At 57.7% G+C, this 19,584-nt stretch carries 17 protein-coding genes, 2 tRNA genes and 2 pseudogenes; 16 read left to right on the plus strand and 5 right to left on the minus strand.

Annotated features, from left to right (window positions below):
* The first annotated feature begins 2 nt into the window (after window positions 1-2).
* The 8 genes from lolB to AB4O12_RS16840 all read left to right on the plus strand — a co-directional run bounded on the left by lolB (window position 3) and on the right by AB4O12_RS16840 (window position 6,950).
* Window positions 3-620 (plus strand): lipoprotein insertase outer membrane protein LolB, encoded by a 618-nt coding sequence (gene lolB, locus AB4O12_RS16805; protein WP_016773207.1) that lies wholly within the window; start codon window positions 3-5, stop codon window positions 618-620.
* 3 nt (window positions 621-623) lie between these two features.
* Window positions 624-1,475, plus strand: a complete 852-nt coding sequence (ispE, locus tag AB4O12_RS16810; protein ID WP_136492711.1) for a 4-(cytidine 5'-diphospho)-2-C-methyl-D-erythritol kinase — start codon at window positions 624-626, stop codon at window positions 1,473-1,475.
* 37 nt (window positions 1,476-1,512) lie between these two features.
* Window positions 1,513-1,587, plus strand: a tRNA-Gln gene (locus AB4O12_RS16815).
* Window positions 1,588-1,632: 45 nt separating this feature from the next.
* Window positions 1,633-2,574, plus strand: a complete 942-nt coding sequence (locus AB4O12_RS16820) for a ribose-phosphate pyrophosphokinase (protein ID WP_003171603.1) — start codon at window positions 1,633-1,635, stop codon at window positions 2,572-2,574.
* 141 nt (window positions 2,575-2,715) lie between these two features.
* Complete coding sequence (locus tag AB4O12_RS16825) at window positions 2,716-3,318, plus strand: 50S ribosomal protein L25/general stress protein Ctc (protein ID WP_024014298.1); 603 nt, start codon at window positions 2,716-2,718, stop codon at window positions 3,316-3,318.
* A 171-nt stretch (window positions 3,319-3,489) separates the two neighbouring features.
* Window positions 3,490-4,074 (plus strand): aminoacyl-tRNA hydrolase, encoded by a 585-nt coding sequence (gene pth, locus AB4O12_RS16830; protein ID WP_016773203.1) that lies wholly within the window; start codon window positions 3,490-3,492, stop codon window positions 4,072-4,074.
* A gap of 22 nt (window positions 4,075-4,096) precedes the next feature.
* On the plus strand, window positions 4,097-5,197 hold the full coding sequence (gene ychF, locus AB4O12_RS16835; protein ID WP_016773202.1) for a redox-regulated ATPase YchF: 1,101 nt from the start codon (window positions 4,097-4,099) through the stop codon (window positions 5,195-5,197).
* A gap of 148 nt (window positions 5,198-5,345) precedes the next feature.
* On the plus strand, window positions 5,346-6,950 hold the full coding sequence (locus AB4O12_RS16840) for an anti-phage dCTP deaminase (protein ID WP_460059157.1): 1,605 nt from the start codon (window positions 5,346-5,348) through the stop codon (window positions 6,948-6,950).
* A 669-nt stretch (window positions 6,951-7,619) separates the two neighbouring features.
* Here AB4O12_RS16840 and AB4O12_RS16845 read toward each other — a convergent pair.
* Window positions 7,620-8,834, minus strand: a complete 1,215-nt coding sequence (locus tag AB4O12_RS16845; protein ID WP_460059159.1) for an MFS transporter — start codon at window positions 8,832-8,834, stop codon at window positions 7,620-7,622.
* 432 nt (window positions 8,835-9,266) lie between these two features.
* On the opposite strand from AB4O12_RS16845, the gene AB4O12_RS16850 reads away from it, so the two are divergent.
* The 8 genes and pseudogenes from AB4O12_RS16850 to ggt all read left to right on the plus strand — a co-directional run bounded on the left by AB4O12_RS16850 (window position 9,267) and on the right by ggt (window position 15,948).
* Entirely contained in the window at window positions 9,267-11,324 is a 2,058-nt protein-coding gene (locus AB4O12_RS16850) for a methyl-accepting chemotaxis protein (RefSeq protein ID WP_460059161.1), read from the plus strand.
* Between the two features lie 115 nt (window positions 11,325-11,439).
* A tRNA-Met gene (locus tag AB4O12_RS16855) sits at window positions 11,440-11,516 on the plus strand.
* A gap of 227 nt (window positions 11,517-11,743) precedes the next feature.
* Window positions 11,744-12,799 carry an S-type pyocin domain-containing protein gene (locus AB4O12_RS16860; protein ID WP_460059163.1) on the plus strand — a complete coding sequence of 352 codons (1,056 nt, stop codon included), beginning with the start codon at window positions 11,744-11,746 and terminating at the stop codon, window positions 12,797-12,799.
* Window positions 12,800-12,819: 20 nt separating this feature from the next.
* The gene (locus tag AB4O12_RS16865) at window positions 12,820-12,990 is read left to right on the plus strand and encodes a hypothetical protein (protein WP_330221322.1); all 171 of its coding nucleotides are present in this window, start codon (window positions 12,820-12,822) and stop codon (window positions 12,988-12,990) included.
* Window positions 12,991-12,996: 6 nt separating this feature from the next.
* Complete coding sequence (locus tag AB4O12_RS16870; protein WP_150741817.1) at window positions 12,997-13,272, plus strand: bacteriocin immunity protein; 276 nt, start codon at window positions 12,997-12,999, stop codon at window positions 13,270-13,272.
* Between the two features lie 97 nt (window positions 13,273-13,369).
* A complete protein-coding gene (locus tag AB4O12_RS16875; RefSeq protein ID WP_224789895.1) occupies window positions 13,370-13,636 on the plus strand; it encodes a bacteriocin immunity protein in 267 nt (88 codons plus the stop codon).
* Window positions 13,633-13,899, plus strand: a complete 267-nt coding sequence (locus tag AB4O12_RS16880) for a bacteriocin immunity protein (protein WP_460059166.1) — start codon at window positions 13,633-13,635, stop codon at window positions 13,897-13,899. The genes AB4O12_RS16875 and AB4O12_RS16880 overlap by 4 nt, the downstream gene beginning before the upstream one ends.
* A 216-nt stretch (window positions 13,900-14,115) precedes the next feature.
* Window positions 14,116-15,948: pseudogene (gene ggt / locus AB4O12_RS16885) on the plus strand (gamma-glutamyltransferase).
* Window positions 15,949-16,001: 53 nt separating this feature from the next.
* On the opposite strand, the gene AB4O12_RS16890 reads toward ggt, so the two are convergent.
* From AB4O12_RS16890 to AB4O12_RS16905, 4 genes and pseudogenes are all read right to left on the minus strand, one after another.
* Window positions 16,002-16,601 (minus strand): flavin reductase family protein, encoded by a 600-nt coding sequence (locus AB4O12_RS16890; protein WP_460059168.1) that lies wholly within the window; start codon window positions 16,599-16,601, stop codon window positions 16,002-16,004.
* 216 nt (window positions 16,602-16,817) lie between these two features.
* The gene (locus AB4O12_RS16895) at window positions 16,818-17,426 is read right to left on the minus strand and encodes a methyl-accepting chemotaxis protein (RefSeq protein ID WP_370695150.1); all 609 of its coding nucleotides are present in this window, start codon (window positions 17,424-17,426) and stop codon (window positions 16,818-16,820) included.
* A pseudogene (locus AB4O12_RS16900) lies at window positions 17,406-18,134 on the minus strand (PAS domain-containing protein); the annotation flags it as partial. The pseudogene AB4O12_RS16900 and the gene AB4O12_RS16895, both read right to left, overlap by 21 nt.
* 114 nt (window positions 18,135-18,248) lie before the next feature.
* Window positions 18,249-19,559, minus strand: a complete 1,311-nt coding sequence (locus AB4O12_RS16905) for an MFS transporter (protein WP_460059169.1) — start codon at window positions 19,557-19,559, stop codon at window positions 18,249-18,251.
* Window positions 19,560-19,584 lie beyond the last annotated feature (25 nt).

Genomic DNA, 19,584 nt, shown 5'->3' on the forward strand with positions numbered 1-19,584 from the left:
CCATGCTTTTGCGCCACGTTATTGTTTTCAGCTTCATCGCCCTCCTCGCCGGCTGCTCGGGCTTCGGCACTCGCGAATCGGTCGAGGGCCACGGCAGCCCGGCCCAATGGGCGGCAAACAAACAGCAACTGACCGGCCTCGATGGCTGGCAGATCGACGGCAAGATCGGCATCCGCGCGCCGAAGGATTCCGGCAGCGGCACGCTGTTCTGGCTGCAGCGTCAGGACTACTACGACATTCGCCTGTCCGGCCCGCTGGGTCGTGGCGCGGCGCGCCTGACCGGGCGCCCGGGCAAGGTATCGCTGGAAGTCGCCAACCAGGGCCGCTACGAATCGCAATCTCCTGAAGCCTTGCTCGAAGAGCAACTGGGCTGGAAATTGCCGGTGTCGAATCTGGCCTGGTGGGTTCGCGGCCTGCCAGCGCCGGAAAGCAAGAGTCGCTTGAACCTGGACGCCGACAGTCGCCTGGCCAGCCTTGAGCAGGACGGCTGGAAAGTCGAATACACCGCCTACACCGAACAGAATGGTTATTGGCTGCCCGAGCGCATCAAGCTGCACGGCACCGATCTCGACGTGACGCTGGTGATCAAGACCTGGCAACCGCGCAAGTTGGGGCAATAAAGCATGACCGCTGCACGCCTGACCCTGCCCTCGCCGGCCAAACTCAACTTGATGCTGCACATTCTCGGTCGCCGTGAAGACGGTTATCACGAATTGCAGACGCTGTTTCAGTTCCTCGATTATGGCGATGAAATCACTTTCGCCGTGCGCGATGACGGCGTGATTCAGCTGCACACCGAGTTCGCCGGCGTGCCCCACGACAGCAACCTGATCGTGCGCGCGGCGAAGATGTTGCAGCAACAGTCCGCCTGCGCGCTCGGTATCGACATCTGGATCGACAAGGTGCTGCCCATGGGCGGCGGCATCGGTGGCGGCAGTTCGAATGCGGCGACGACTTTGCTCGGCCTCAACCATCTCTGGCAGTTGGGCTGGGATGAAGATCGTCTGGCGGAACTGGGCCTGTCACTCGGTGCCGACGTACCAGTGTTCGTCCGTGGCCATGCGGCATTTGCCGAGGGCGTCGGCGAGAAACTGACCCCGGTCGACCCCGAAGAACCGTGGTATCTGGTGCTCGTGCCGCAAGTCGCTGTTAGTACGGCAGAAATTTTTTCCGATCCTTTGTTGACACGTAACACACCGCCCATTAAAGTGCGCCCCGTTCCCGAGGGAAACAGTCGAAATGACTGCTTGCCGGTGGTAGCAAGGCGTTATCCAGAGGTACGTAACGCATTGGATTTGTTAGGTAAATTTACCGAAGCAAAGCTCACCGGAACTGGAAGTTGTGTGTTTGGGGGCTTCCCAAGCAAAGCTGAAGCTGATAAAGTCTCGGCCCTTCTGACAGAGACCCTTACAGGGTTTGTAGCGAAAGGAAGCAACGTTTCGATGTTGCATCGCAAGCTGCAAAGTCTGCTCTAAAGGAATCAAGTGCCCGGCACTTGAAAGCAACAGATACAGGGGCGTCGCCAAGCGGTAAGGCAGCAGGTTTTGATCCTGCCATGCGTTGGTTCGAATCCAGCCGCCCCTGCCATTTTCTCTACTCATCCAGGTTACCCTCAGCCTCTAGGTACTGCGCGTGTCCAAGATGATGGTCTTTACGGGGAATGCCAACCCCGATCTGGCTCGGCGTGTCGTACGTCAGCTGCATATCCCTCTCGGTGACATCTCTGTCGGCAAGTTTTCCGACGGCGAAATCACAGCCGAGATCAATGAAAACGTTCGCGGTAAAGACGTCTTCATTATTCAGCCGACCTGCGCTCCGACCAACGATAACCTGATGGAACTGGTAGTGATGGCTGATGCCTTCCGCCGCTCCTCAGCTACTCGTATCACTGCTGTTATTCCTTATTTTGGTTATGCCCGTCAGGATCGCCGTCCGCGTTCCGCACGTGTGGCTATCAGCGCGAAAGTCGTTGCTGACATGCTTACCGTAGTCGGCATCGACCGTGTTCTCACGGTTGATCTGCATGCTGACCAGATTCAGGGCTTCTTCGATATTCCGGTAGATAACATCTACGGCTCCCCGGTTCTGGTGGATGACATCGAAGATCAGCGCTTCGAAAACCTGATGATCGTGTCCCCGGATATTGGTGGCGTCGTGCGTGCACGGGCTGTTGCCAAGTCGCTGGGCGTCGATCTCGGGATCATCGACAAACGCCGTGAGAAAGCCAATCACTCTGAAGTGATGCATATCATCGGTGATGTCGAAGGGCGTACCTGTATTCTGGTCGATGACATGGTCGATACCGCCGGCACCCTGTGCCACGCGGCCAAGGCCCTGAAAGAGCATGGCGCAGCCAAGGTCTTTGCCTACTGCACACACCCTGTGCTGTCGGGCCGGGCCATCGAGAATATCGAAAATTCCGTGCTGGACGAGCTGGTGGTCACTAACACCATCCCGCTGTCCGCTGCAGCACAAGCCTGTGCACGTATCCGTCAACTGGATATCGCACCGGTTGTTGCCGAAGCGGTTCGCCGCATCAGCAATGAAGAATCGATCAGCGCGATGTTCCGTTAAGGGCCCTGCCCTTCGCGAAATGTCTCGTTGACGAAAAGCGCCCCGCCCCGGCATTCCTGTCGGGGCGGGGCTTTTTTGCCCATACCGTGTTCGGCGCTGGTCGCAAACGCCACTCGGTCATGGCTATTTTGGAGATACAAAATGAACGATTTTACTCTGAATGCTGAAGTGCGTTCCGACCTGGGGAAAGGTGCGAGCCGCCGCCTGCGTCGTCTCGCCGCTCTGGTTCCAGCTGTTGTTTACGGTGGCGACAAAGCCCCTGAATCCATCAGCATGCTGGCCAAAGAAGTTGCCAAACTGCTCGAAAACGAAGCGGCTTACAGCCACATCATCGAGCTGAACGTTGGTGGCACCAAGCAGAACGTCATCATCAAGGCGCTGCAGCGTCACCCGGCCAAAGGCCACGTGATGCACGCTGACTTCGTACGCGTTGTTGCCGGCCAGAAACTGACCGCCATCGTGCCTGTACACTTTGTTGGCGAAGAAGCTCCAGTGAAGAAAGGCGGCGAAGTTTCGCACGTTGTTGCTGAAATCGAAGTGACCTGCCTGCCAAAAGATCTGCCTGAGTTCATCGAAGTCGATCTGTCGAAAGCAGAAATCGGCACCATCATTCACCTGTCGGACCTCAAAGCTCCTAAAGGTGTTGAGTTCGTTGCTCTGGCACACGGCGATGACAAGGCTGTTGCCAACGTCCACGCTCCACGTGTTGCTGCAGAACCTACCGAAGAAGGCGAAGCAGAGTAATTCACTCTGTCATGCCGGAGTGAGCAAGTAACATCGCGGACTGGAACGTAGCGAGAAAGCGGGCGAGAACGCGGAGTTTACATCCATGGTAAATGAGCATTTTTCGTCCACTTTCGCCGCTTTCCCTGATCGCGGCGATGTTATCCACCACTCCAAGGAAGGGCCCCTATCGTGACTGCCATCAAACTGATCGTTGGCCTGGGAAATCCAGGCGCTGAATACGAACAGACCCGGCATAACGCAGGGGCCCTTTTTGTTGAGCGCATCGCCCACGCACAGAATGTGAATCTTGTGGCCGATCGCAAATATTTCGGCCTGACCGGGCGCTACTCGCATCAGGGTCAGGATGTTCGTCTGCTGATTCCCACCACCTACATGAACCGCAGCGGCCAGGCCGTGGCGGCACTCGCCGGTTTCTTCCGCATCAAGCCTGAAGAAATCCTCGTGGCGCATGACGAACTCGACTTGCCTCCGGGCGTTGCCAAGCTCAAGCAGGGCGGCGGCCATGGCGGTCACAACGGGTTGCGCGACATCATTGCGCAACTGGGCAATCAGAATACGTTCTACCGTCTGCGGCTTGGCATCGGCCACCCGGGCGTTGCCAGTATGGTTTCAAATTTCGTCCTGGGTCGTGCGCCACGCGCCGAACAGGAAAAACTCGATGCCAGCATCGACTTTGCCCTCGGCGTGCTGCCGGATATCCTCGCCGGGGAATGGAACCGCGCGATGAAAAACCTGCACAGCCAGAAGGCCTGACTTTTACCCGAGGGGAAACACCATGGGATTCAATTGCGGCATCGTCGGCCTGCCTAACGTCGGCAAGTCCACCCTGTTCAACGCCCTGACCAAATCCGGTATCGCGGCCGAGAACTTCCCCTTCTGCACCATCGAGCCGAACAGCGGCATCGTGCCGATGCCTGATCCACGCCTGGAAGCGCTGGCGGCCATCGTCAATCCCAAGCGCATCCTGCCGACCACCATGGAATTCGTCGACATCGCCGGCCTCGTCGCCGGCGCCTCGAAAGGTGAAGGCCTGGGCAACAAGTTCCTGGCCAACATCCGCGAAACCGACGCTATCGCTCACGTGGTGCGCTGCTTCGAAGACGACAACGTGATCCACGTGTCCAACAGCGTCGACCCGAAACGCGACATCGAAATCATCGACCTTGAACTGATCTTCGCCGACCTCGACAGCTGCGAGAAACAACTGCAGAAAGTCGCGCGCAACGCCAAGGGCGGTGACAAGGACGCCGTGGTTCAGAAGGCTCTGCTCGAGCAACTGATCGCGCACTTCACCGAAGCCAAACCGGCACGCAGCCTGATGAAGAACATGAGCGCGGATGAGAAAGCCGTGATCAAGGGCTTCCACCTGCTGACCACCAAGCCGGTCATGTACATCGCCAACGTTGCCGAAGACGGTTTCGAGAACAACCCGCACCTGGACGTGGTCAAGGCCATCGCCGAAGAAGAAGGCGCCATGGTCGTTCCGGTGTGCAACAAGATCGAAGCGGAAATCGCCGAGCTCGACGACGGCGAAGAGAAGGACATGTTCCTCGAAGCGCTGGGCCTGGAAGAGCCCGGCCTGAACCGCGTGATCCGCGCCGGTTACGAAATGCTGCACCTGCAGACCTACTTCACCGCCGGTGTCGAAGAAGTCCGCGCCTGGACCGTCAAGGTCGGTGCCACCGCACCACAGGCCGCCGGCGTGATCCACACCGACTTCGAAAAAGGCTTCATCCGTGCCGAAGTCATCGCCTACAACGACTTCATCCAGTACAAGGGCGAAGCCGGCGCCAAAGAAGCCGGCAAGTGGCGCCTGGAAGGCAAGGATTACATCGTCAAGGACGGCGACGTGATGCACTTCCGCTTCAACGTCTGATTACAAATAACAGGCATAGAAATTGCCTAAATTCAGTGGTGTTCTTGAAAGGATAGATCTGTTTTTTGGTCTATCCTTTTTTTGCGCTTTAAGATAAAAATAATGCGATCCCGCTCATTCGTGAGCTGATATGCAAATGGAATTGAAAATGGCCACTCCCCATAAAAAATCTCTGGCAGCAGCGTCCAACGATAATATTCAGGTATCGAAGGACATCCTCAAGGAGCTCAGTTCGAATGAGTTAATTTTTGGTGTGGTGGGGCCTGTAGGCTCAGGAACCAGCTGGATTGCTACCGCCCTGCAAGAACAGCTTCTTTCAGTAATTCCGGGATCTGAAATAGTTATTCTGAAAGCAAGTACTGCGATCGAAAATTGGGCCATCAAAAATGGTCAAAACATTGACGAGACTAATAAACTATCTCGCGCAAAGTCACTACAAGATGCAGGCGACGAAATCAGACGACTTGATCCAGCAGGTGTAGCTGTCACTCTGATGACTGAGATCAAGTCTACTAGGGACAAAGCTGAAGAAGAAACAACCCATGAGAGCGAAGATACCTTCCGCGTTTACATTCTAGATTCCCTTAAGCATCCCGCAGAGGTTGCTCTTATGAGGAGCGTTTATCAAGACGCTTTTTGCTTGATAGGCGTTGTGTGTGAAAGCCAGAAAGGACGCTCGCGTCTGCGCGATGAAAAATGCAGGGCTTCCGCAACAGTTGACATTGATAATTTCATTGCACGCGACCAAGACTCTGGAATAGCTTACGGACAAAAAGTTACTGACACGTTTCATCTAGCAGACTTTTTCGTTGACAACTCCCAAGATCGCTTCATTGGTGAGGAAAAGAAACAAGAAAACCCTGCGTGGGATGTAAATGATCAACTTGGAAGGCTGATTGATATACTTACGTACAGGAAGGTAGTTCGCCCCTCACCTAGCGAAACAGGTATGTTTCACGCCTATGGCGCACAAATGACTAGCGCATGTCTTTCCAGACAAGTCGGTGCAGCCTTGATGGACAAATCAGGAAACCTAGTCTCCACAGGAAAAAACGAAGTTCCAAGCGCGGGCGGCGGTGTATATGGCGGTAATTTCTCTTTAGATGCCGGTAACCACCATGATCATAGGTGCGCGTTCACTAACGAATACTGCAGCAGCAACAGGCACCAAGATCAAATAATTAGAGAGTTAATCAGTTCGGTACCAGAACTTAACAACGTAGTATTTACCGACCTGAAAAAGACTCTAAAAAACACGGGAATAGGAAGACTTCTAGAATTCAGCAGAGCTGTCCACGCTGAAATGGATGCCCTGCTTAGCGCAGCTCGCAAAGGAGCCTCTCCGGTAGGTGGGAAGCTTTTTGTAACTACATTTCCTTGCCATTATTGCGCCCGACATATCGTTTCAGCTGGAGTTGATGAGGTTCAGTACATTGAACCGTACCCAAAGAGCTTAGCATTCGATTTGCACGGTGATGCTATTGCCAAATCAAAAACAGAATGGCTGCCCCCTAGCGAAATAATCGCAAAGTCCCCTGGCACTGAAAAACCAATAAAAGTGCTTTTTAGACCTTTCACAGGCGTAGCCCCTCGACTTTACAAACAAGCCTTTATTAAAAACAGACCTCTTAAAGATAGCGAAGGGAATATGACTCTCGGTTCGCCGGAGTGGACTTCGGGACTACTTCGCATCAGCTACAAAGAGGTCGAAAAAAGACTTATCTCTAACTCCGTTGGAATCCCCAATGAATAGAATTAGAAAACAAGGAAATCTACACCTTATTGTGAACGCATATTCGGAGATCCCCCTCCCGGCTCTCAAGGATAAGACGATGTCGAACCTCACGTCTGTGAATACGACTGACAGGATAATCGTTCTCATGCGAGAGTCCGAACTTCAGAAGAAAGGAGCCTTTGCGGAGTTCGCAAAAAAATATCGTCCTTTATGTATGTTGGATATGAGAACAGCTCCTCGCCTGGACTTATTTGCAGGCTCTAGACTATTAGCATTCAAATTGTTCGACGAAATGAAAATGAGCTATTTCGATTTTTTCGGGAGAGCTGGAATATACTCAAAAGAAAACATAGACAACCTGAGTTCGCACTTGGCGGAAGCGCTCAATAGCTTCGACCAAGATTCAGACACAAAAAATAGGCCCCTAGTATTGTTCTTTGATAACGACGAATTACTAAAACAGTGCAAAACAGAAATTGACGGTGCACTAATCAAATGCCTAAAGTCGTCAATTTTAAATATCGCAGAATATAGATCCGGTTTTTTGTCTTTTCAACGTAGCGAAATTTAAGAACACATATGACCTCAAGCTTCCACCAAATTTTTTAATTTAAGGCTGGTGGAAGCTTTTCCTTCCCTAACGCTCACTGCCTAGGCAGCTGATAGTTTGCGGGGGGACGCGCCTCTTCAATTTTTGGTACGCGGTAAAAAGACCGCCAACACACCAAACAACGGCAGGAATGAGCAAAGGAAATACACGTACTCAATCCCGTGCACATCCGCCAGATGCCCGAGCAGCGCCGCGCCAATCCCGCCGAAACCGAACATCAGGCCGAAGAAAATCCCGGCAATCATCCCGACATTACCCGGCACCAGTTCCTGCGCGTACACCACGATCGCCGAGAATGCCGACGCCAGAATGAAGCCGATCACCACGCTGAGAATGCTGGTCCAGAACAGATCGACATGCGGCAGGATCAGGGTGAATGGCGCCACCCCCAGGATGGAAAACCAGATCACTGCCTTGCGCCCGATCTTGTCGCCGATAGGCCCGCCGAAGAACGTCCCAGCCGCCACTGCGCCCAAAAACAGGAACAAGTGCAATTGCGAACTCGCCACTGACAGGTCGAACTTCTCGATCAGGTAGAAGGTGAAATAACTGGTGAAACTGGCCATGTAAAAATACTTGGAGAACACCAGCAGCCCGAGCACCACCAGCGCACTGGTCACCCTGCCCTTCGACAAGCCGTGCGTCGCCGCCTGGCCGGCCTTGAGCTTGAACAGGTTCAGGTGATTGGCGTACCAGCGGCTGATGCGGTACAGCACGAACAGCGCAAACACCGCGAACAGACCGAACCACGCCACATTGCCCTGGCCGAAGGGAATGATGATCGCCGCCGCCAGCAATGGGCCGAACGCGGAGCCGGCATTGCCGCCGACCTGAAAGGTCGATTGCGCCAGACCAAACCGGCCGCCCGAGGCCAGCCGCGCAACACGCGAGGCTTCCGGGTGAAAGGTCGACGAGCCGATACCAATCAGCGCCGCCGCCAGCAGAATCAATGGGAAGCTGCCGACCACCGACATCATCAGAATGCCGATCAAGGTACACACCGTGCCTGCCGGTAACAGCCACGGTTTGGGGTGGCGATCAGTGTGATACCCGACCCACGGCTGCAACAGCGACGCGGTCAACTGAAAGGTCAAGGTGATCAGGCCGACCTGGGTAAACGTCAGGCCATAGTTGGCCTTGAGCATCGGGTAGATCGACGGCAGCACCGACTGGATCAGGTCATTGATCAGATGCGCCAGCGCCACCGCGCCGATGATGCGCATCACCAAGGGGCTGCTTTGCGGAGCAGCGGTCGCCGAGGCAGCGGCGGTCTGGACGTTGCTGATAGCCATGGAAAATTCCGGACAGCAGATGGGTGCCCGCAGGCAGGTGCGTCAATGTGCCATTTTTCGGTGCGCTCGCGCTATCCCCTTAGCCAGCTAACTAACCAACATTCCTATCTCGCGTAGGAGCTGCCGAAGGCTGCGATCTTTTGATCTTGCTTCTAAGCATCAAAGTCAAAAGATCGCAGCCTTCGGCAGCTCCTACAGGGGATCGTTGGTGGCGAAGGTGATAGCGCAACGCCATGGTCTGAATCTTGCCTTGCTTCTGCCCTTGAACACGATCGCCTTACAAAGGCGCTCGACAATGGGAAGTTTCGCTACAGAGCCGGCCTACAGAGCGGGCGAGGGTGAACTTTCGAGGCCTTTTAGAGGGCACAGGTCGCAGCCGAAAGGTTCGCGATGCACGCCAATGGTGCGTGGTGTCCAGAGGAGTCATGAGGCATGCAGGCTTTCCTTTCACCGGGGATCAATTTGCTGGGGCGGTTTGGCTTCGCAGGTAAATTCCAATTATTGTTTCTGCTGTTCATTCTGCCGCTGGCCGGTAGCCTGTTGATGATCGGCCATGACTATCGCGAGAAGCTCAATCTGATCTCGGGCGAACGTGCCGGCGTGCGTCAGCTGCTCGCGCTGGATGCGCTGGACAACCTGCTCGCCGCGCAACGCGACCGCGCCGCCCGCTGGCGCGCCACCGAGACCAATCGTCAGCCGACACCGGCCACCCTCGCCGCCATGGCTGCCTTCGACGGCGTGCAACCGGCGGTGCTGCAAGCCACCACTGAGCTGGGCAATGCCCTGAACCAGCAAGGCGCCGACGGCGCAATCCTCGAACGCTTTCAGGCGCTGCAAACCGCACTCAATGGCCTTGATTCGAAAAGCCTGAGCAGTGTCGGCTGGTGGCCGGACGGTTATGACCGCTTCACCAATGCCTTGGGCGCGCTGCAAGCCTTGCGCGAGCAGATCGTCATGGACAATCGCCTGACCCTCGCGCCGTGGCTGGAAACCTACCTGCTGACGCAGATTTCCACGCAGCACGCGCCGGACCTGATCGAGCGTGTCGGCCGTCTCGCCGCGGTCGGCCAGGCTTCGGTGGTCTCCGGGCAGTTCACCCTGCAGAGCCGCCTGCAGTTGCGCGACCTGCGCAGCCGCATTGGTGACGCCCGAGAGCAACTGGTGAAAACCGCCGGCCTGCTGGAGGCGCGTCTGCCAGCCGAGCTGCAAGCCTGGGCCGGCCAGTATCACGACAGCCTGAAACACCTCGACAGCGGCTTGAAAGTCCTCGACGACGGTGTGTTTGGCGGCAGCATCAACCTCAAGCCAGAGGACTTCGAACGCAGCCTCGACGCGCTGCTCACCGACCTCGCTTCCCTGCGCCAGCAATCCCTGGTCGCGCTGGATCAGCGGCTCGATGCGTATTACAGCTCGGCGATCCGCCAGTTCATTGTTGTCGCCGCAATCTTCGGTTGCCTGCTGTTGGCCGCGTTATACCTGTTCGTTTGCCTGCAAGCCTCGATCCGCCGTAGCGCCAGCGGCATCACCTTGCTCGCCGAAGCCTTGCGCGACGGTAACCTGAGCCTGCAAGTGCCGGTGGTGGGGCGCGATGAGCTGGCAGCGATCAGCACCGCGCTCAACGTCGCTGTGGTGCAATTGCGCAGCAGCATGCTTGGCGTCGACCACGAGACCTCGCAGTTGAGCAACGCGGTACGCAGCCTCAACCAACACTCCAGCGGCGCCCTGAGCGAAGTCGAAGCGCAGCAATTGCAGATCAGCCAGATCGCCGCTGCCGCCACGCAATTGGCCGCCACCTCGCAAGGTGTCGCGCAGAGTTGCGAACAGGCCTCCGGCAGCGCCCAGCAAACCCGGCGCATCGCCGCCGACAGCAGCCGCGACAGCGAACGCACCACGGCGAGCATTCAGCAGCTCAATCAGCGCCTTAACGATACCGCCGCCGCGCTTGGCCGGGTCAGCGAGCAAGGCCAGCAGATTCAACTGGTCGTGGATACCATTCGCGGCGTCGCCGAGCAGACCAACCTGCTCGCGCTCAACGCCGCCATCGAGGCCGCCCGCGCCGGCGAACAGGGTCGCGGCTTTGCCGTGGTCGCCGACGAGGTGCGCAGCCTCTCGCAGCGCACGCAATCGTCCACCGCGCAGATCGCCGGCACCGTCGACAGCCTGCGCGCCACGGTCAACGAAGCGGTAAGCCTGATGGAAGCCGCCTGTGGTCAGGCGCAATCGGATGCCGAAGCAGTCACCGGACTCGGCGAACGCCTGGGAGAAATCGCCAGCGCCGTACAGAGTGTCACCGACACCCTGGCGCAAATCGCCACAGCGGTTGAAGAACAGGCCAGCACTGCCGACGAAGTCAGCGGCAATATCCAGCAGGTCGATCAAGCGGCGGTGCGTTTGCTTGAAGGTGCACGCGCCGTAAACCTCGCGGCGGACACCTTGAGCCAGGGCAGCGAGGCACTGAGCGCCAATACCGCCAGATTCCAACTGCGCTGACGCCCTCCCCGGCCCCGATTTTCGGGGCTGGAGGATAAGCAGTTGAAAACAGGAAGAAATATTTTCGATTTACGCTTGACGCTTTGCCATTTCAGGGGAATAATGCGCGCCACTTGGCTACATAGCTCAGTTGGTTAGAGCATAGCATTCATAATGCTGGGGTCCGGGGTTCAAGTCCCTGTGTAGCCACCAAGTACTAAAAACGGCTTACCGAAAGGTAGGCCGTTTTTTTATGCCTCGAGAAAAGTCCTTTTCCTCCCGCTCCCTGCATGCAATTCAGATGCCTCCGTAAGAAAAAAGTAGATCTCTGGTACGAAACGGATCTTTCGTAGCATCAGCCACCTGTCGCTCTCTCCCCGAATCGCTCCTATACCGACAAGCTCCCCCTGGCTCGATTCAGCGCCATACAGGGAGTTGGCATGCCTCAATACAAATACCTTCTCGACGATGACTGGTTATTAAATCCGTATAGCGGTGGCAGGGCCTGGTTTACTTTGCTTCCACCGAAAGCGCCGGAGCCGGTGTACATCGAGAAGGATGAGTGGCCTGCGCCCAAGCCACGCGAAGACAGGGTCTTTGCCAAGTCCTGCACGCCGGACAACTGGTGTCGCACGGACGCTGGCACTGCCGAGGAGCCAGCCAGCAACTTCGGCAAGATCATGGTCGCCGGCGCCATGCTCATGCCCTCCGCCAGTACCGCTGTAGCGACGGCGATAGGTGCCGACCTGGCTTTGGGGCGTCTGGCCGGCGGCGGGATTTTGCAACAGCGCCTGAACTGGGCCATCCGTGGCGCCGGCGGGCCGGCCAGCGTGTTCGTGCTGGGAATGCTGCCGAGCAAAATGGCCGACGGCACGCTTCACACCGACGAAGAACTACGCCGCATGAGCCGCGCCACCACGCGCGTGCGCTTCCAGTTTCGTCGTGATGCCGAAGGTGTTCTGCGGGTCTACGGCATCCACTCCGGCGCCTCTGGCGACGACGCCGTACGCACGGTGAACGTCAAGTGGAACGCCGACAAGACCGCCATGGAGGCCAAGCTCAACGGCATCACCATTCTCTGGACGCCGCAACGCGGGCCGCTGGGGTCGATGCCTCCGCTGGTTTATCCCGACCACGGTGATGCACTCGACCCGATCCTCGTCCACCCGATCCCGGACAACACCGATAGCCAGATTGAGGGTCTGCCGGGCGAGGATGTAACGGCCGAGGATTGTATTCTGGTGTTCCCGGCGGACACCGGGCTGAAGTCGTTGTATGTGGTTTATTCAAGGCCGGCGAGGCAGACGCCTGGGATCGTTACGGGGGTGGGAGAGGATGTGGCGGGGATATGGCTTGCGGGAGCTGATTCGGACGTGGGGGTTCCGATTCCAACAGACGTTGCCAACTCTCTACGAGGACGAGAATTCAAAAACTTCGACTCATTCAGAGCAACCTTTTGGAAAACTGTTGCAGAGTCAACATCGGGGGGGAGTTGATTGAACAGAATGTTGGTCGCATGCGTAAGGGTAAGGCGCCACGTGTGCGTAAAGCCGATAGAGTCGGCGGTAGAAAGTCTTATGAAATTCACCATCTCGAAAAAATATCCAAGGGTGGTGGCGTATATGACCTAGATAACCTTCGAGTAAATACTCCTCGGAACCATATCGATATACACCGGCGTGAATAGGCAAATATGAAAGACACCTTATTAAAAGCCAGCATTTCTGAATACACAGAGGCCGAATTCGTCGCGCTACTACAAGAGCTCGCGAAAGAGGATGAAGAGGCTGAAAACGATGATCGTGCTGACTTACTGTTGGCACACTTCGAGACAATCAGCGAGCATCCAGCAGGATCGGACTTGATCTACTACCCGGAGCCTGGTGCTGATAACTCCCCTGTGGGGGTAATGCAAAGTGTCAGGGACTGGCGAGAAGCACAGGGATTGCCGGGGTTCAAAGACTCTTGATAAATCGTGTCGTTGAGGGTTCGAGCCATCGAGTTAACTTTGGCTGTTACGATTTATTGCGTCACAACATATCCAAGATTCGTGCATGAGATAGGCAATGGCAACGGAATTCCTTATTAAAGACGATTTGTCAGATTACACCGAGCAAGAATTCATCAACGTCCTTGAGCGCATTATCGGAAATGAGGGGAGCGAAGAAGAAGAAAGCAAGCTCGTTCTGCACTTTAATTTGATATGTGGACACCCAACAGGATCCGATTTGATTTTTTACCCTGAAGATGGCGCCGATGACTCGGCACAGGGAATCATTGAGTCATTGAAGAAATGGCGTAGTGACCATGGGCTGTCGGGCTTCAAGCAATGATAAGAAAACGCACCAAGCAAAGCATAGCTGACTACACCGAAGCAGAATTCTTGAAATTTGTGCAATCTGTTCTTGCAGCCAACACAAGCCCAGACGAGATTCTCGATCCGCTGTTGTTTGAATTTGTACGTCTGTGTGAGCACCCAGCGGGCACTGACCTTATCTATTGGCCCGAGGATATGAAACAACAAACAGCCGAGAGCATTACCGAAATCGTGAAAAAGTGGCGCTCTACCCATGGTCTGCCGGGCTTCAAGCAATGAGTTTCTGACTCACTAACCCTGCATCACTCTCAAGAAGATCGCACCACCCGAGCTACCGCTTTCGCGAGCAGGCTCGCTCCCACAAGGGCATCGTTTTCGGCCGATCGATTGGCGCGGCCGCTGAGCGGGAGGGCTGTAATCCCCACGCAGTTTGCACCCCGCCGGCCCACTCGATAAAGTCCCCGAAGACTTCTACCCCACGGACGGAGAGCCCGCGTGTTTCCAGCCCAGCCCTTGAAGCGCTTTCACCTGCCAGCCCTGACACTGCTTGTCAGCGCTCTGACCCTCACCGCATGCAACGCCCCGCCCTCTTCTTCGTTGCCGCTGGCACCGGAAGCCGCTTCCGGTTACCGCACTGATCTGCAAACCCGTCATGCCAATAAACACATGGCCGCTGCTGCCAATCCACTCGCGGCCGAAGCCGGGCGGGAGATGTTGCGTCAGGGTGGTTCGGCGATTGATGCGGCGATTGCGATGCAGGCGGTGTTGACGCTGGTTGAGCCGCAGTCTTCCGGGATCGGTGGCGGGGCGATGATTGTGTTGTGGGATGGCAAGCAGGTGCGCACCTATGACGGCCGCGAAACGGCGCCGGCCGGGGCCACCGAGAAGCTGTTCCTGAAGGCTGACGGTAAACCGATGGCCTTTACGCAAGCGCAGATCGGCGGGCGCTCGGTCGGTACGCCCGGGGTATTGCGGGCGCTGGAGCTGGCGCATCGACAACACGGTCGCTTGCCTTGGGCGAAGCTGTTTGAGCCAGCGATCAAACTGGCCGAGCAAGGCTTTGCGATTTCCCCGCGCCTGCATTCGCTGCTGACTGCCGATCCACTGATACGCCAGTCGCCAGACATGGCCGCGTACTTCCTCAATGACGATGGCAGCGTCAAAGCTGTCGGCACGCGCCTGCAGAACCCGAAGTTGGCGGCCGTGTTCAAACGTATCGCCAGCGAAGGTGCCGATGCGCTGTACAAAGGTCCGATCGCCGAAGAGATCGTCGCCAGGGGTTCAACAGCACGCCAACCCCGGCAGCCTGTCGCTGAACGATTTGCAGCGTTATCAGGCCAAGGAGCGCGCGCCGCTGTGTACCGACTACAAGCGTTGGCAGGTCTGCGGCATGCCGCCACCGTCGTCGGGCGGGATCGCCGTGGCGCAGATTCTCGGCACGTTGCAGGCGCTGGAGACTCGCGATCCCCGCCTGTCGCTGACTCCACTCAAACCAGTGAACACCAATAGGCCGGCCGGCATGGAACCGGCGCCGCAAGCGGTGCACCTGATCGCCGAGGCTGAACGTCTGGCCTATGCCGACCGTGCGCAATACGTGGCCGACACCGACTTCGTCCCGGTGCCGGTCAAAGGTCTGCTCGATCCGGCCTACCTGGCCAGCCGCGCCAGCCTGATCGGCGAGCGCAGCATGGGCAGCGCCAAACCGGGCACACCGCCGGGCGTGCAGGTTGCCTATGCACCGGACCGCTCGCCGTTACGCATCTCCACCTCGCAAGTGGTGGCGGTGGATGACCTCGGCGGCGCCGTATCGATGACCACCACCATCGAAGCCGCGTTCGGCTCGCACCTGATGGTTCAGGGCTTTCTGCTGAACAACCAGATGACCGACTTTTCGTTCATCCCCGAAGAGAACGGGCAGAAAGTCGCCAACCGCGTCGAACCGGGCAAACGCCCACGTTCGTCGATGGCGCCGACGCTGATCTTTGATCGCAACACTGGTGAATTTGTCGCCACGGTCGGCTCGCCCGGCGGCTCGCAAATCATCGAATACGTGGCGAAAACCACCATCGGCCTGCTCGACTGGAACCTCGATGCACAAAGTGCAATCAACCTGCCCAACTTCGGCAGCCGCAACGGTCCCACCGAACTGGAACAGGGACAGTTCAGCCCGGTGCTGATTCAGGCGTTGAAAGACAAAGGCCACACGGTCAGTGAAATCGACATGACCAGCGGCACCCAAGCGATCGTGCGGGTGAAGGATGCGCAGGGCAAAGCGACCTTGACGGGGGTGCCGATCCTCGGCGTGAGGGAGAAGCGTTGGGGGACTGAAACACCGCATTGAAAAAGGCCTGCCGAGCAGCAGGCCTTCTCCCGGGAGTAAATCAGACCGCCAACGTCTTGCCATCCACCCCGTCCCCAATCTTCAGGAAATGCCCCCCCGCCACGTGGTGCAAGGTACGCAATCCATCCTGCCCTTCGAAATGCCAGCGCCCATCGCTGAACACACGCTCGTCGGCCTGGGCGGCGATGACTTCGGCAAGGAACAGGTCGTATTGCTCGTGATTGCGCGGCTCCGGCAGCAGGCGGCATTCGAGCCAGGCGACACAGCCCTCGAGCAGCGGCGCTTCAACCTGTTCGCCAGCGAAGGTTTGCAGACCGTACGCCTGAAACTTGTCCTGACCTTGGTCGCGGGTGATTTCCAGGCCGGAGGTGTTGCCGACGGTTTGCACGATATCGGCCTGATTGACGCAAGGCACGTTCAGCACAAAGGTCCCGGAGGCTTCAAGCAACTGGCGGGTCCAGGTGGATTTGTCGAGGACGACGGCGACTTTCGGCGGTTCGAAATCCAGCGGCATGGCCCAGGCGGCGGCCATGATGTTGCGCTGGCCGTCGTGAGCGGCGCTGACCAGCACGGTCGGCCCGTGGTTGAGCAGGCGGTAGGCTTTGTTCAGAGGCACCGGACGGCGGTGGGAAACGCTCATGGGATTTGCTCCGGAGGAAAAGGAGCCGATTGTAGCGCTGTCACTGGCGAAACACAGAACCTGTGGGAGCGAGCAGATGCGGCGCTGCCCCTCGGTGATCGTTCCCACGCTCCGCGCGGGAATGCATCCTGTGACGCTCTGCGTCACGCCAGCGAAGGAACGCGGAGCGTCCCGGGCGGCATTCCCACGCAGAGCGTGGGAACGATCAGTGCGGTATCAGTGAGAGAGCTGATTGGCAAACTGCCCCACCGCATCCACCACTTTCTGCGCACCGTCCTGAATCTCGACGATCACCGTGCCCGCCTCCGCCGCCAGCGCCAGGCCCTGTTCGGCCTGAAGCTTGCCGTCGGTCATCAGCGCCACGGCATTGCGGGCCATTTCCTGGTTCTGCCGTACCACGCCGACGATTTCGTCCGTCGCCTGGCTGGTGCGCGAGGCCAGTTGCCGGACCTCGTCCGCGACCACGGCAAAACCACGGCCCTGCTCGCCGGCCCGGGCGGCTTCGATGGCAGCGTTGAGCGCCAGCAGGTTGGTCTGTTCGGCAATGCCGCTGATGGTTTTGACGATCGTGCCGATCACCAGCGACTGCTCGTTCAGCGCCTCGATACCTTCGCCGGCGGCTTGCATGTGACGCGACAAATCACGCATCACGTTCACCGCTTCGGTGACGACCGTGGTGCCCCGTTGCGCGGTGCTGTCGGTTTGTTGCGAGGTGCTGTAAGCGATGCTGGCCGCGTCGGCAACCGCCTGCTCGCGGTTGACCTGATCAGTAATCACCGTGGCGAACTTCACCACTTTGTACAGTCTGTCGTTGGCATCGACCACCGGGTTGTAGGACGCTTCCAGCCACACCGTACGACCATGGCTGTCGATACGCTTGAAGCGGCCTGCGACGAATTCGCCACTGTTCAAGCGCCGCCAGAAGTTCTGGTACTCGGCGCTGTTGTACTCTTCCGGGGCGCAAAACGTGCGGTGATGTTTACCCTTGATCTGCGCCAGGCTGTAACCCATGCCGTTGAGGAAGCGATCATTGGCGCTGAGCACATTGCCGTTGAGGTCGAATTCAATCACGGCGGTGGAACGCACCAGCGCACCGATCAGGTTCTCATGCTCGCGGGAGGCTTCGATGGTGCGGGTCAGGTCACTGGCGTAGAAGGAGATGTGTCTGATCCGCCCATCAGACGAGCGCACCGGTTGCACGATTGAACGCAGCCACGCCTCGTCGCCATTGCCACGCAACAGGCGCACGGCGCCGGCAAAATGCTCGCCACGGCTCATCGAGTTTTTGAAGCGCTGATGGAATTCGTCGGTTTTGACGTGGGCCGGGACGATGTCTTCGATTGCCCGGCCGATCAGGTCCTGGCTCTTGTAGAACATTTCATCGAGAAAATTCTGGTTGACCGAACGAATCCGCCCGTCGGGCTCAAGGGTCAGCGCGAGCATTTCGCTTTCCAGGCTTTCCTTCACTTGTACAAGACTGGAGAGTTCTTCGCGCAGAGCGGCCAGCTCTTGTTTCAAGCGTTTATTAAACATGGGAAAGCACCGATGGCAGGGTAGTTAGCGGATACAACCTAGCCATCGGCCTTGCACAGCTTTTCTGAAGCCAGCGCCAGACCCGTCAGTCGAAAATAATCCGGCGCTTGCGGATCAGGCAGCGCCGGCCGCCTGACACGGTCCGGTACGTGGCATGCGCGCACCGAAATACGCCGCCGTCACACCCCCCACCGCGCCCATCACTGCACAGAAGATCACGCAGATCCATGGGCTCCACGGCATCAGACCAATCAGCAACAGCGGCGTGATACTTGCCCAGGCGGCGTAGGCAATGTTGTAGGTGAAAGAAATGCCCGACACGCGAATCCGCGCCGGAAACAACCCGACCATCACCGAAGGCACCGCACCTACTACCCCACAAGCCAGGCCGGCGACCGCATAGGCCATGCCGATCCAATGGCCGCCCATGATCAGGCAGCCATACAACACGCCAATGCCCAGCGGCAGCAACAGGCTGTACAGCATGACCGTGCGCCAAGCGCCGATGCGGTCGACCAGCAGTCCGGCGATCACGCAGCCGATATTCAGAAAAACGATGCCCAAGGCACTGAGGCCGAAGGTGTGGCTGGCGGTCATGCCGAAGGTTTTCTGCATCATCGTCGGGGTGATGACCACGAACACCACCACCGCCGAGGTCAGCACACAGGTGAGCAACATGGCCGGCAGCATGGCCAGACGATGTTCACGCAGCACCGTGCGCAGCGGCAGCTCGACCCGCGCCTCGCGCTGCGCTTCCATGGCCATGAACACCGGGGTTTCGCTGAGCCAGCGGCGCAGATAAACGCCCACCACGCCGAACACGCCGCCGAGCAGAAACGGATAGCGCCAGGCGTAATCGAGAATTTCGGCAGGCGTGAAAACCTGCGCCAGGAAGGTCGCCGTGAGTGCGCCGATCAAGTAACCGAAGGTCAGGCCGGCCTGCAGAAATCCCAAGGCGTAACCACGATGGCCGACAGGCGCATGCTCGGCGACGAACACCCAGGCACTCGGCACCTCCCCCACCGCTGCGCCTTGCAGGATGCGCAGCGCCAGCAACAGCAAGGGCGCGAAATAGCCGATCTGTGCGTAGGTCGGCATGATCCCGATCAGCAGGCACGGCAGGGCCATCATCAGGATGCTCAGGCTGAACACCTTTTTGCGGCCCAGACGGTCGGCGAAATGCGCCATCAGAATCCCGCCCAACGGCCGCGCCAGATAACCGGTGACGAAGATGCCGAAGCTTTGCAGCAAACGCAGCCACTCGGGCATTTCCGGGGGGAAGAACAACTGACTCAGGGTCAGCGCGAAGAATACGAAGATGATGAAATCGTAGATTTCCAGCGCCCCGCCAAGCGCAGCAAGGCCGAGGGTCTTGTAGTCGGCACGGCTGAACGGCGCCGGTCGGGCTGGAGAATTGGCAGTCATGACAAAGAACTCAGGCATCGGCAAA

This window comes from Pseudomonas sp. S2_A05 (assembly GCF_054668485.1).

Coding starts and splice junctions, on each gene's coding strand:
- lolB (WP_016773207.1), top strand. CDS start 3: ATGCTTTTGCGCCACGTTATTGTTTTCAGCTTCATCGCCCTCCTCGCC.
- AB4O12_RS16890 (WP_460059168.1), bottom strand. CDS start 16,601: ATGAGCGTTTCCCACCGCCGTCCGGTGCCTCTGAACAAAGCCTACCGC.
- ychF (WP_016773202.1), top strand. CDS start 4,097: ATGGGATTCAATTGCGGCATCGTCGGCCTGCCTAACGTCGGCAAGTCC.
- AB4O12_RS16850 (WP_460059161.1), top strand. CDS start 9,267: ATGCAGGCTTTCCTTTCACCGGGGATCAATTTGCTGGGGCGGTTTGGC.
- AB4O12_RS16875 (WP_224789895.1), top strand. CDS start 13,370: ATGGCAACGGAATTCCTTATTAAAGACGATTTGTCAGATTACACCGAG.
- AB4O12_RS16905 (WP_460059169.1), bottom strand. CDS start 19,559: ATGACTGCCAATTCTCCAGCCCGACCGGCGCCGTTCAGCCGTGCCGAC.
- AB4O12_RS16870 (WP_150741817.1), top strand. CDS start 12,997: ATGAAAGACACCTTATTAAAAGCCAGCATTTCTGAATACACAGAGGCC.
- ispE (WP_136492711.1), top strand. CDS start 624: ATGACCGCTGCACGCCTGACCCTGCCCTCGCCGGCCAAACTCAACTTG.
- AB4O12_RS16860 (WP_460059163.1), top strand. CDS start 11,744: ATGCCTCAATACAAATACCTTCTCGACGATGACTGGTTATTAAATCCG.
- AB4O12_RS16845 (WP_460059159.1), bottom strand. CDS start 8,834: ATGGCTATCAGCAACGTCCAGACCGCCGCTGCCTCGGCGACCGCTGCT.
- AB4O12_RS16865 (WP_330221322.1), top strand. CDS start 12,820: ATGCGTAAGGGTAAGGCGCCACGTGTGCGTAAAGCCGATAGAGTCGGC.
- AB4O12_RS16880 (WP_460059166.1), top strand. CDS start 13,633: ATGATAAGAAAACGCACCAAGCAAAGCATAGCTGACTACACCGAAGCA.
- AB4O12_RS16825 (WP_024014298.1), top strand. CDS start 2,716: ATGAACGATTTTACTCTGAATGCTGAAGTGCGTTCCGACCTGGGGAAA.
- AB4O12_RS16840 (WP_460059157.1), top strand. CDS start 5,346: ATGGCCACTCCCCATAAAAAATCTCTGGCAGCAGCGTCCAACGATAAT.